Below are 11,832 nucleotides of genomic sequence, written 5' to 3'. Positions count from 1 at the left end.
TGAAAGGAAAGGGGGTGAACAGATTGCAAATCAACTATGTCTCCGAGATCAACGCCTTCCATATGTGGTTGGCTACGAATCCTACACTTTCGACATCAGCGAGAATATTATGGTTTTCCCTTATGCATTACTGTAACTCTTGCGGATGGAAGGTGGATTTCGCCGTGCCACTATCGGCAATCGAGGCTGATACCGGGCTTAAGAGAGATGCAATCTATGCCGCCAGGAATTCTCTGATCCAGGCCGGGCGCATCAAAGTCACCCAGCGGAAAGGAGGAAAGGCAGCCGTTTACTCCCTGATATTTTTCACTGTGGAAGCTGGGGATGAAAACCCCGTGTCGGGAATGGCGTCGGTTAAACCGACGCGAACCCCGACGCGAACCCCGACACGAACCCCGACACCATCCCCGACACGAACCCCGACATCAACCCCGAATATTCCTAGAGTAGAGAAGAGTAGAGTAGATAAGGGAGGAGGAGCCGCGCGCGCGAGGAGCACCCGGAATCCGGTGAACGATCTGGATTTTGGAGAAGTAGCCCAGGCGTTCAGCGACAACATCAACCCCATCACGCCTTTCCAGGCGGATGATCTCCACGACCTCTACGAGACTTACGGGAAAGACCGGGTAATCTGGGCCATCCGTGAAGGGGCAAGGAACAACGCCAGGAGCATCCGCTACGTGGAGCGTGTACTGGAGCACTGGCGGAGGGGCGATACGGGGAAACCCAGACAGCAGCAGAACCAGACAGCGACGGATCTTTATCAGGGCATGGCCAGTGTAATCTCTGACCAGGGCGATGATCCGGAGAAGATTGCTGCCTGGATGGAAGAGGAAGGTGTGGACATTGATTCTATCGCAAAGAGCGGCGGCCATGGCTCTGATTAAGGCCTGCTATCCCAAGTTCACGGACGTGCAGGGGGAAGCCTATGCCCAGCTGACGGCTGACATCCCAGAGGGAGTACTGGCCCAGGCTGTGAAGAACGTGATCAAGACCAGCCGGTACCAGCCGACGGTAGCGGAAATCCGGGACGAAGCCGCAAGGATCGTCAAGGCAGCCACCGGCACCCGGGCACCCATGGCGGAAGAAGAGTGGGAGAAGGTGCTGCGGGCTGTGGGAAGCGTCGGTCCCTACCGGATCCCTGTCATGAAGGACAAGGAACCCCTGGCAGCCAATGAAGCCCCTGTGTGGGAGAACTGCCTCACAGAAAGCGCCGTGAAGAAAATCGGCTGGATCACCCTGTGCGGAACGGAAACCGCCTCCATGGGTTACCTGCGGGGGCAGTTCATTGCCACCTGGGAGAAGCTGGCTGCACAGGAAAAGGCTCAGCGGCGGATGAAGAACACGCTGCGGGGACAGACCGGCAGGCAGATCGTGGCCAACCTGGCCAAGAAGCTGGGCGCAGGGCAGGAACCCAAACGCCTGGAAGGAGGACAAAATGCGGACGGAGGAAACAAAGGCCAGACGGCAATGCGTCCAGCTGCAGTATAAGCTGGATGCGGCCAATCTGGCCCTGGAAAAGGCAATCAAGGGTAAAGACCGGATGGTAAGCAACCTGAAGGCAGCCCTGCAGGATATGACCCGGCGGTACGAGGAAGAACATCGCCGCCGGATCCACGCTGAGCAGGAGGCCAACCGGCAGCGGCATCTCTACCAGGACATGGCGGAGACCGCAAGGGCCCTCATGGCCGAAAGAGAGCGGCCGGAAGGGACGGGCGCCGCATGATCGAGTTTTGTGTGTTCGGCGACCCCAGAGGCAAGGGCCGCCCCCGATTCAAGGGGCACGCCTATACGGACAGTAAGACCCGGGCCTATGAGCGGATGATCCAGGGCGCTTTCCTCCAGAGCGGGGAAAGCATGTTCCCGGAAAAAGTCCCGGTAGGGGTGGAAGTGGAGTGCTACTTTCGGATTCCCACGAGCTACAGCAAACGGCGGAAAGGGCTGTGCCGGGGAAATCTGGAGCTGCCTTTAAAGAAACCGGATGGGGACAATATCCTCAAAGTCAGGATTTGGGAGGTAAAACCATGAGCGAACAAAGAAAAATCCGGGTTACGAAAATCAAGTGGAATCGGACCAGTCCGGAAATCAGCTACGAAGAGAGCCTGGACAATGCCACCAAAACCATTGGCGGTATGCAGGCCAAGGGAATCATCCCCCATGTGGACTTCATCCAGGCAGTGGAGGATCTGAAAGCAGACTTCCTGGCTATGATGGAGCTGAAGGCAGACGATCCGAAGAAGATTTCTCTTGAAGCGGAAATCTCCTTTGACGCAGCGGCAGGAAAGAAATACAGCACGCCGGACTACACCTTCACCGGCCTGCCAGACAGCACACAGCGGAAGATACGGAGGGTGCTGGAAGAAGCGGCCCTGTATGTGACTGGGAAAAGCGCACAGACGGTGCTGAACTTCGGGGATAGGCAGGAGCCCAAAGCCCTGGAGAGCGGGAGAAAGAAGGTGACAGCATGAACCGCACCTGCGGAACATGGAAAGTCCGCCGGACCGGCCTCCAGGAATGGAGGCTGTTCCGGTACAACCGGCTGGAAGGAAAGGAAGAATTCTACCGGGACCGGTTCGACATGCGGATGTTCGCCACTGAAAAGGCCCGGGAGCTGAACCGGATGGAGAAGGAGAAGAACCGTGGAAAAGTACAGGAAATGTGACGGCTGCGGCCTGACCTTCCGGGACCCGGGAGATCGGGCATGGACATGGACCACCAAGGATTACGCCGGGGAGCATTATTTTTGCTCCCACGGCTGTCTGGTGCACTGGAATTGGAAACAGAAGACCCGGAAGGAAAAGCACCGGGGCTGGAGACGGTAAGGACAAGGAGGAACTAATATGCAACAAGGACTTTATCGCGGGTTTTGCAGAAAATGTGGTGTTTGGGTTGAAGGCAATCTTATCCAGGGATTCCATGGTGAAAAGTACATCTTAGACAATGACCCAGATGATGACTATTATCATGGACTTCATCCAGTTGCCCCTGAGAGTGTTGGGAAATACAGCGGTTTTGATACCCTTGGAGAAACTTTGTATGGTGGGGATATCTGTAAGGATCAGAACGGATACATGGGACTGGTCCTGTATAACAAAGAAAGTGGAACGTGGGTTTGGATACGTGAAGATGGGGAAATCTATCGCCTGGCGGATGTTTTCAACAATCTGGCCTTTTATGACACCCTCTTTGAAGAGTCGGAAGAGGGCCCCACATCAAAACTGATTAAATCGTTGATGGAAAAAGGAATTCTGGAAGATGTCACAGAAGGGGGAGAGCAATGACGGAACAGGTTAAAATCAAACTGATGTCCGGCGGTCACATGCCGGAGAAGAAGAGCGCAGGGGCTGCGGCCTGGGACTGCTATGCACGGATCCATGAAAAGCACATCCCGACGGATCAGCTGGTCATTGCAGGCAGCACAGGAAAGCGGTGATGCAGGATGAAGAATCTTAAATATCCTTGGGTGGTGGCCGACATCGATGACAATTACATCGTGATGCGCAACACGAGAAGAGGAATCCCCATGGTCACAGAGGATTTATTCGGGACAGAGATGGATGCACAGGCGTATGCTGATCATCTTAATGAGATTGCAGGGATTGAGCCAACAAAGCGGGCTGCATTGCTGTGGCCCCGAGACCGAGATGAGGAGGAATGAACAAAAGTGAAGGACAAAGAGACCGAACGCCGGGTGAAGCGGTGCACGGGCTGCCGATGGGTGGAACCAAAAGAATTCGTACAGCATTGGCGGCTGTGGGAATTCTTGACCTGCCGGGTCTGTCGGAAGCAGGTACGGACCCTGGCAGTTTGCCCGGTGACCCGGGACAGGAAACCAGAATGAGAAGGGAGAAGCTAGATGATTATTACAGAACTGGAAAAAAGGGGAACCAAATGAGCCGGCTGTGGAAGTGGGGGCCCATGATCCTGCTGACAGGGCTGGTGATGTTTGCCCTGTGGATCCTGATCATGGAGGTGGCAGCCCTTTATCTGCTGCTGGGAGGACGGATCGGATAGACAAAGAGGAATGAAGGAGGCATCAGGGTGGTTAAGGGACGAGACGTGGAAGATCAGACGAAGAAAAGGGTGCTGTGCCTGCTGGCTCATTATGACGAGCTGCAGGTATGGGTGGAGAACCGGAAAAGTGAAATAGCCATGCTGCAGGAGGAAATCCAGATAGAACCGGCCCCCAAGACTACCCAGTGGAGAGAAAGCCCGGGGGGAGGCGGTTTCGAAAAGCCGTCTTCCGAAGAGGCTGCCCTGGAGCGGAAGGAACGGTTGCTGAAGCTTCTGGCTGAGAAGGAAAATAAGCTCCAGCGACTTATCACGGATAAGGAGAAGCTGGACAGATCATTGAACGGCCTGTGGGAAAGCGAGCGGTATGTGGTGGAAATCTGCACCATCCGGAGGAAGGGCATGACATGGAAGCAGGTGGCGGTAAAGCTGGGGTATAGCCCGGACGCAGAAAGCGCCTGCCGGAGACGGTTCTGGAAAGCCATTGACCATCTGGTTCTGATGTTCAAGGGTGGAAACATCCAGGGAAGCCTGCTGACCTGAAAAGACCGCTTTTTGTGCAGAAAGTGCGCAGAAAACCGACAGAAAACGCCAAAAATGGGCCGCTTTAGACAGGCTTTCTGTTTTATAATATAGATGTGGTTGCGAGAAATCAAAACCATCCCACACCCAATGCCTCCTGAGAGATTCTTAGTCAACCGGAGGAAAGGCGCCCAACTTCGCTCAGGGCGCCTTTTTTCTTTAGGGTGTAATAGCTTATTGAGGGCCTCTGGAAAGAGGCTCTTTTTCTGCAATTTATCCAAGGACGGTGGTGAATATGTAGTATGAAGGGGCACGAGAATCTGATTCCCAACAGCGAACGAAGTCCGGACGAAGTTAGGAAAAACAGTGCCAAAGGCGGTGTGAAAAGCGGAGTTACCCGACGCCGCCGGAAGGCCATCAAAGAGATCCTGGCAGGAGCCTGGAACATCCGGATCTGTGACATTGAAGATCCCGGCATCCGGAAAGCTTTCCAGGCGGCTGCCAAATCCGAGACAGGAGAAATCACCATCGGGGAAGCCATGGCCAACGGAATGGTCCTGGCTATGATGCGGGGCAGTGCCCACATGAGCCAGGTGGTCCTTGACCTGATGCGGGAGACGCCAGAGGTGAAGCTGCGGGAGAAGGAACTGAAGCTGAAGGAACGGGAACTGCGGATCAAAGAGAAGTTGGCGGAAAAAGATCTCCAGGAGGATGAACCTTCTGAGAAGGTGGAATTCACATTTGAACGGGGGAAATGAGATGAAGGTGAACGTGGCAGACAGTATGGGGCCGGCTTTCGACTCAGTATTCTGGGACGCCCAGCAACACGGACATACCTATTACTGGCTAGCCGGCGGGCGGGGCTCCACCAAGTCGTCCTTCGTGGGCATGGAAATCCCCCTGCTGATGCTGCAGCACCCGGAATGCCATGCAGTGGTCCTGCGGAAAGTAGGCGGGACCATCAAGAACAGCGTGTACCCGCAAATCCAGTGGGGCCTAGAACAGCTCCAGGTGCTGGACCGCTTCAAGTACAAGATGACTCCGCCGGAAATGACTTTGAAGCGGACCGGGCAGAAGATCCTGTTCCTGGGCTGCGACGACCCCATGAAGGTGAAATCCATCAAGCTGCCTTTCGGTTATGTAGGCATTGTCTGGCTGGAAGAGCTGGACCAGTTCAGCGGCATGGAGGAAATCCGCAACCTGTGCCAGTCCCTTCTGCGTGGCGGGGCCCAGTACTGGGTGTTCTGCACGTACAATCCGCCCAAGAGCCGGAGCAACTGGGTGAATGAGGAAATCCTGATGGATGATCCTGACCGGCTGGTGCACCGCTCCACCTATCTTCAGGTGCCGCCGGAATGGCTGGGGGAGCAGTTCCTCCAGGAAGCTGGAAAGCTCAAAGAGCGGAACGAAACGGCTTACCGTCATGAGTACCTGGGAGAAGTCACCGGGACCGGCGGGGCGGTCTTCGAAAATGTGGAAGACCTGGCCATGAGCAGCGAGCAGCTGCAGCAGTTCGACCGCCGGCTGTTCGGCCTGGACTTCGGGTTCGCTGTGGATCCGCTGGCCTTTGTGGCCATGCATTACGATGCTAAACACGAAGATTTATATATCTGGGGGGAAGTCTATGAACAAAAACTGACCAATCCCCAGGCAGCCCGAAAAATCTCCCAGGTAATCCTGCCCGGTGAGCTGGTGCGGTGCGATTCTGCAGAACCCAAGTCCATCAAGGAGCTTAAAGGATTGGGGCTGAATGCCATTGGAGCAATGAAAGGTCCAGACAGTGTTGATTATGGAATCAAATGGCTTCAATCACGGGCTCACATCTTTATAGATAAGAATAGGTGCCCTAATACTTATAAAGAATTTGTCTGTTACGAATACGAACAAAATAGGCAAGGACAATACATCAGCGCCTACCCGGACAAAGACAACCATGCCATCGACGCTGTGCGCTATGGGTGCAGCGGCGTAATGCCGGTACGGACAACCATCCGTTCGGCCAGATTTGATTATTGAGGGAGATTATGAGCGAACGAGATTTTTATTTGAGCCCCACCGGCAATATGTACCGGCTTATGCGGGACTCCTACTATGGGGACGGCGGCTACCGGGGTGCGTACCTGATCCCCCACAAGAGGGAAACAGATCAGAATTACCGGGACCGTCAGCAGACGGCCTATTATCTGAACCATTTTTCCCTGATCGTGAACGCCCTGGTGAATCCCATCTTCAAGCGGCGGCCGCTGCGGGACTGGACCGGAACGGCCAGCCCGGTGGCAGAGGCGTTCTTGGAAGATGTGGATGGAGCCGGGAATGACATGGACAGCTTCATGCAGGCTGCGGCCCTGTCGGCAAAGCTGTACGGGGCTGTTTTCATCGTTGTGGAGAATTTCCAGGCCATGGACCTGCCGGCTTCCATGGGAGAAGCATTGGCCCAGCGGAAATTCCCGTATGCGTACACCTTGGACCCGGACCGGGTGGAAGGCGTGAGTATCGACAAGAACGGCCGGGTGCTGTCCATCAAGTTCCGGGATACGGCGGTGAGCAGCACCATGGGCGACGACAAGGAACGGACGGTATACTTCAACACCCGGCGCTGGGCAGTCTATGAGAATGGGCAGATGGTCTCTTCCGGTGATCACAATCTGGGAGAAGTCCCGGTGGTGTGGTTCCCCAGCCAGCACGTGAAGAACGGGGAACTGAATCCCACTCCGGAGCTGTACCCCATCGCCGGGATTGCCTGCAGCCTGTACAATCACTGTTCCTGGCTGACGGAGATCCTGCGGAACCAGACGTTCCCGCTGCTGACATTCCCCAGCAAGGAAGCCTCTGACCTGATCATCGGGAACAACAATGCCCTTTGCTACGACGGGGACACGGTGCGGTTCCAGCCCGGGTTCATTTCCCCGCCCAGCGATCCGGCTGCGCTGATCCAGAACCAGATCAAGAACATGGTGGAAGAGATGTACCGGATTTCCGGCCTGACGTTCTCTACCACGACCAAACAGGAGGCCAGCGGCATCAGCCGGCAGTGGGAGTTCGAACGGACGAACCAGCGCCTTTCCGCTTTTGCCAAGCGGTGTGCGGCAGCGGAAAAGAAGATTCTGGCCCTGGTGGCCAAATGGATGGGTCTGGACCTGGAATACACGGCGACCTACTCCAATGACTTCGGCATCACGGACGTGGCCACAGAGTTGAAGAACGCCCAGGCTGTGCTGGATATGCAGCTGACCAACAAAATCAAGGTGGAAGTGGCCAAACAGGTGCTGACGGCCTATGTGCCGGAGCTGCCTGCTGACCGGTTCGATGCCATCATTGCCGACATTGAAAAGCAGGAGACAGAGCCGGCTTATAACGAGCCGCCACAGCCAGCTGAACCACCGGAGCCGCCTGAACCAGAGGACGAAGAGGAACCACCGGAAGAGTAGGTGAACCATGGACGAACTGCAGCGGCAGCTGAAAGCCTTTTCCAAACGATATGGATTCCAGGGCCAGATGATGAAGGCCCGCATTGAGATTCTCATGAAACAGGGCAAGAGCCCGGAGGAAGCCATCCGCCAGGTATTCAAGGAATACGGCGTGGAGGAATGGCTGCAGGCCAATGTGTCCAGCGTGATTGTTGGCACGGCCCAGGATGCCCTGGGGCAAGAAATGGCCAAAGACCTGCCTGCGGCTGCCCTGCTGGAAGCCCTGTCCAATCCCTGGGACGGCAGCGGGCTGACCCTGTCGGAGAAAATCCATGGAGCCAGCAACACCATGCTGAACGATGTGATCACCACGGTGCGGAAACAGATCCACCTGAACAAGACGGTGAAGGACACCGCCCAGGCCCTCTATGATGGGTACAGAAGCGGTCATGTGGTCCGGCAGCAGGAATTGCCCAAGTACCTGGATGAACTGACCAGGTGGACCCGGAGAAGCCGGGAGAACCTTTCTCAGGAAGAGGTGAAAGACCTCCAGCGGGCCATCCGAAAGGTAAAATACCAGGCGGATGATCTGGTGGATGACAGAGCAACCTACAATCACTTCAGAACCTCCCTCCGGGAGCTCATGGACAAACTGGAACACGGCAGTGAAAAGGCTGCCCAGAGGGCCCTCCAGAACGCCATACAGGAGAAAAGCCGGTATGTGGCCGAACGGATCGCCCGAACAGAAGCCGCCAGGGCCCGGTATGACGCTTTTATTGCTCGCTACGGGGAGAATGACAGCGTTGTGGCCTACCGGTGGAAGCTGGGCAGTCGGCACCCAGCAGAGGACATCTGCGACATGTACGCCCATGCGGATCTGTATGGTCTGGGGGCAGGAGTTTTCCCAAAAGACCAGGCTCCGGTGAACCCGGCCCATCCCCATTGCCTGTGCCACTATGCTCCGGTGTACGCCAGCGAGCTGAAAGGCAAAAAGCGGTCTGACAACGTGGAAGGCCGTGGCAATGCCTGGTTGAAACGGCAGCCGCTGCATATCCGCCAGGCCATCCTGGGAGTGAAAGGAGAACAGGAATGGAAAGCCGGCAGGGCCGGGTGGATGGAGAAGGCAAGGAATATTTCCCCGGTGTTTGAAAAGAAGGAAAGCCGGCTGTATCGACTTCTAAACCGAAAGAAAAATAATATCGAAAATTTTTCTGGACTTGATGTTTTGATGACAATGAAGTCGGTAAAGGCTCTTTGTCGAAAATATAACTTGAAAACTCATGGGATTATTTATAAAATACAAAGAGATAGAGGGCTTGTTCGAAAAAAATATTATGGTTCAGCAGACCCTAGAAATATTGGAAGAATAGATTTGTTCCCGTTGGCTTTTTCTAACGAAACAGAATTATTAAGGACAATAATTCATGAAAATTGTCACGTAATGCAGTTCAAGAAGTACGGGTCTGTTTATGTACAAGACCATAGAGTAGAGATGGAAAAGGTTGCATATCGCTTCGAAGCGTTTTTCTTTAAAATAAAAACTGGAGGGAAAAAATCATGAAATGGGTAGATGAAATGATGGCATTGGAAGAAGGTTGTCATCATGTCCATTGTCCTTCTTGTGGGTCTACTCAGTTGGAGTCAGGATTTGTTTTGATTGATAAAAAGGAAAAAATGGGTTTTAATGCAATATGGTGTAACCATTGTCATAAAGGGAAAATAATTAGCAGATGCAAACAATCAGGAAATATTAAAACCATCGAGAACATTCCTTCGAATATTGATTACTATTAAGCCCCTTGCTCCAGCAGCGGGCTTTTCTTATACCTAAAATTAGATAGCTTTTTTGGCAGACCATCAGGTCTGCTATTTTTATGCATTGAAAAGAGAGGAGAACGAAATGAAGAACCTGAAAGCGATTGCAATGACGATGGCCCTGGTGGCCGGTATTACGGGTACGGCTTTTGCCGCCGACATCCGGGACATTGTGGGAGACCCTGGCACCGAGATCACGGACCGGAACCCCACCTGCTACCAGACCCGGGTATTTAATGGCCACACCCTGGAATCCTACGTGGAAAACGATGTGGCCATCACGAAGGAGGATGGGGAAGTGGTGCTGGAATATGAAATCCAGCGGAGTGACTTTGTCCCCTTCGACTTCGATTCCAACCAATAACCCATACATTACCCTGTGCAGACCTTATGGGCCTGCTTTTTTATTACCCTGATAGCATCGGCCAGGCGCCGGTCTATATAAATCAATTGCCCCAGGCGGGCAGGAGGAACAAACATGGCATACACACTGGAACAAATCTTCGAGTCCCTTGGCAAGGCTGACAACGGGGGTGCTATGGTGGCTGATCTTCAGTCCATTATCAGCACCGCCCGGAATGAAGCCGCAGCCTATCGGGTGGACCGGAACAAGGTGCTGGACGCCCTTGGCATCCGGGAAAGCAAGAATCCGGAGGAATCTTTGCTGAACATGCGGACTCTCTTCGACGAAGTGAGAAAACTGGGGAACCCGGAATCTCTGGGCGGCCAGATCAACACCCTGCAGAACCAGGTGAAGGAGCTGACGGACAAATATGCTGCCTCTGAAGAAAAAGCCAAAGCGGAACACACGAAGCGGATCAACACGGCAATGCATGCTGCACTGCAGGCCGCCCTGGCCAAAGGGAACGCCCTGAATCCGGACGCCTTTGTGAAGCTGCTCTCTGACCAGGTTGTGGTTGGAGATGACGATTCCCTGGGCATGAAGGCCGGGGACAAGACGGTTTCCATTGAAGAGGGCGTGAACGGCTGGCTGGCCGGCAATCCCTGGGCTGTGAAGAACACGGCCGCAGGCGGCGCCGGAAGCGGCAGTGCCGGAAGCCCCAAGAAGGTGTATACCATGGACGATCTGAAAGGCATGACGCCGGCACAGATCAACGAACACTGGAATGAAATCAAAGACAGCATGAAGAAAGGATGATGAATTATGGCAATCAGCACTTTTATCCCTGCCCTGTGGTCTGCCAGACTGCTGGACCACCTGGACAAGAACCTGGTCCTGGGCAACCTGGTGAACCGGGATTATGAAGGGGAAATCAAGAACCTGGGCGACCGGGTGAAGATCAACCAGATCGCTGACGTAACCATCAAAGATTATAAGAAAGGCACTGATCTGGTGTATGACGACACCGACGGAACCCCCACTGAACTGGTCATCGATCAGCAGAAATACTTCGCCCTGAAGGTGAACGACGTGGACGCCGCCCAGGCCAACATCGACCTGATGGACCGGAGCCTGGAACGGGCCTCCTACGCCCTGCGTGATGTAATCGATCAGCGGGTAGCCGGCCACGCCAAGGAAGCCGGCACCATCCTGACCCTGAAGGACATGGAAGCCCCGGAACAGGCTTACGAAACCATCGTGAAGATGGGTACCAAGCTGGACGAAAACAACGTGCCCCGGATCGGCCGCTGGCTGGTGATCCCGCCCTGGCTGTATGGACTGCTGCAGAAGGACCAGCGTTTCGTTGGGACCGGCAGCGCAGCGGCGGAAAGCCGTCTGACCACCGGCAACGTGGGTTCTGCAGCTGGCTTCCAGATCTATGAATCCAACAACCTGGCCTATGTGAAATCCACTGATACCACGTCCGTTATGGCCGGTACCAATGCGGCAATCTCCATGGCCACCCAGATCATCAAGACGGAATCTCTGCGGCTGGAAAAAGACTTCAGCGATGCAGTCCGTGGCCTGCTGGTCTATGGGTCCCTGGTGGTGCAGCCGAAAGCTCTGGTGACCCTGAACACCAACCCCAAGGCTGAAACCGTTACGCCCTGATCATGGTCAGGGTATCGTTCCGGGCTGATGCCTTAAGCAAGAAGCTGAGGCAGGCGCCGGGAG

General features: G+C 54.6%; 20 protein-coding genes. All 20 read left to right on the top strand.

Annotated elements, in window-relative coordinates:
- The first annotated feature begins 14 nt into the window (after positions 1–14).
- Entirely contained in the window at positions 15–887 is an 873-nt protein-coding gene (locus FX155_RS07870) for a DnaD domain protein (protein ID WP_326831127.1), read from the top strand.
- Entirely contained in the window at positions 874–1,491 is a 618-nt protein-coding gene (locus tag FX155_RS07865) for a hypothetical protein (RefSeq protein WP_229778491.1), read from the top strand. Before FX155_RS07870 ends, FX155_RS07865 begins: the two co-directional genes overlap by 14 nt.
- Positions 1,439–1,726, top strand: a complete 288-nt coding sequence (locus FX155_RS07860; RefSeq protein ID WP_154488339.1) for a hypothetical protein — start codon at positions 1,439–1,441, stop codon at positions 1,724–1,726. The genes FX155_RS07865 and FX155_RS07860 overlap by 53 nt, the downstream gene beginning before the upstream one ends.
- Positions 1,723–2,028, top strand: coding sequence for a RusA family crossover junction endodeoxyribonuclease (locus FX155_RS07855; protein ID WP_154488338.1), 306 nt, complete (start codon positions 1,723–1,725; stop codon positions 2,026–2,028). The genes FX155_RS07860 and FX155_RS07855 overlap by 4 nt, the downstream gene beginning before the upstream one ends.
- Positions 2,025–2,468 carry a hypothetical protein gene (locus FX155_RS07850; RefSeq protein WP_154488337.1) on the top strand — a complete coding sequence of 148 codons (444 nt, stop codon included), beginning with the start codon at positions 2,025–2,027 and terminating at the stop codon, positions 2,466–2,468. Before FX155_RS07855 ends, FX155_RS07850 begins: the two co-directional genes overlap by 4 nt.
- Positions 2,465–2,662, top strand: coding sequence for a hypothetical protein (locus FX155_RS07845; RefSeq protein WP_106787535.1), 198 nt, complete (start codon positions 2,465–2,467; stop codon positions 2,660–2,662). Before FX155_RS07850 ends, FX155_RS07845 begins: the two co-directional genes overlap by 4 nt.
- Positions 2,640–2,822, top strand: a complete 183-nt coding sequence (locus tag FX155_RS07840) for a hypothetical protein (RefSeq protein WP_106787534.1) — start codon at positions 2,640–2,642, stop codon at positions 2,820–2,822. The genes FX155_RS07845 and FX155_RS07840 overlap by 23 nt, the downstream gene beginning before the upstream one ends.
- Positions 2,823–2,840: 18 nt before the next feature.
- Positions 2,841–3,281, top strand: a complete 441-nt coding sequence (locus FX155_RS07835; RefSeq protein WP_154488336.1) for a hypothetical protein — start codon at positions 2,841–2,843, stop codon at positions 3,279–3,281.
- Entirely contained in the window at positions 3,278–3,433 is a 156-nt protein-coding gene (locus tag FX155_RS07830; RefSeq protein ID WP_154488335.1) for a hypothetical protein, read from the top strand. The genes FX155_RS07835 and FX155_RS07830 overlap by 4 nt, the downstream gene beginning before the upstream one ends.
- A gap of 6 nt (positions 3,434–3,439) precedes the next feature.
- Positions 3,440–3,658: a hypothetical protein gene (locus FX155_RS07825; protein WP_154488334.1), complete on the top strand. Its 219-nt coding sequence runs from the start codon at positions 3,440–3,442 to the stop codon at positions 3,656–3,658.
- A 233-nt stretch (positions 3,659–3,891) separates the two neighbouring features.
- The gene (locus FX155_RS11635) at positions 3,892–4,014 is read left to right on the top strand and encodes a hypothetical protein (RefSeq protein ID WP_267895112.1); all 123 of its coding nucleotides are present in this window, start codon (positions 3,892–3,894) and stop codon (positions 4,012–4,014) included.
- Positions 4,015–4,041: 27 nt separating this feature from the next.
- Positions 4,042–4,554: a DUF722 domain-containing protein gene (locus FX155_RS07820; protein ID WP_154488333.1), complete on the top strand. Its 513-nt coding sequence runs from the start codon at positions 4,042–4,044 to the stop codon at positions 4,552–4,554.
- Between the two features lie 281 nt (positions 4,555–4,835).
- Positions 4,836–5,291, top strand: coding sequence for a hypothetical protein (locus tag FX155_RS07815; protein ID WP_154488332.1), 456 nt, complete (start codon positions 4,836–4,838; stop codon positions 5,289–5,291).
- Between the two features lies 1 nt (position 5,292).
- Positions 5,293–6,549 (top strand): PBSX family phage terminase large subunit, encoded by a 1,257-nt coding sequence (locus FX155_RS07810; protein WP_154488331.1) that lies wholly within the window; start codon positions 5,293–5,295, stop codon positions 6,547–6,549.
- A gap of 8 nt (positions 6,550–6,557) precedes the next feature.
- The gene (locus tag FX155_RS07805) at positions 6,558–7,961 is read left to right on the top strand and encodes a hypothetical protein (protein WP_154488330.1); all 1,404 of its coding nucleotides are present in this window, start codon (positions 6,558–6,560) and stop codon (positions 7,959–7,961) included.
- A gap of 7 nt (positions 7,962–7,968) precedes the next feature.
- Complete coding sequence (locus tag FX155_RS11550) at positions 7,969–9,501, top strand: hypothetical protein (protein WP_229778490.1); 1,533 nt, start codon at positions 7,969–7,971, stop codon at positions 9,499–9,501.
- A complete protein-coding gene (locus tag FX155_RS07795; protein WP_154488329.1) occupies positions 9,498–9,734 on the top strand; it encodes a hypothetical protein in 237 nt (78 codons plus the stop codon). The genes FX155_RS11550 and FX155_RS07795 overlap by 4 nt, the downstream gene beginning before the upstream one ends.
- A 106-nt stretch (positions 9,735–9,840) precedes the next feature.
- A complete protein-coding gene (locus FX155_RS07790) occupies positions 9,841–10,119 on the top strand; it encodes a hypothetical protein (RefSeq protein WP_154488328.1) in 279 nt (92 codons plus the stop codon).
- Positions 10,120–10,233: 114 nt separating this feature from the next.
- A complete protein-coding gene (locus FX155_RS07785; protein WP_154488327.1) occupies positions 10,234–10,914 on the top strand; it encodes a hypothetical protein in 681 nt (226 codons plus the stop codon).
- 6 nt (positions 10,915–10,920) lie between these two features.
- Complete coding sequence (locus FX155_RS07780) at positions 10,921–11,769, top strand: P22 phage major capsid protein family protein (protein ID WP_154488326.1); 849 nt, start codon at positions 10,921–10,923, stop codon at positions 11,767–11,769.
- Positions 11,770–11,832 lie beyond the last annotated feature (63 nt).

The organism is Acidaminococcus fermentans, assembly GCF_009696675.1.
Taxonomy (GTDB): domain Bacteria; phylum Bacillota; class Negativicutes; order Acidaminococcales; family Acidaminococcaceae; genus Acidaminococcus.
Note: the sequence above shows the minus strand (reverse complement) of the source record. Positions and strands in the feature narration are given on the sequence as shown.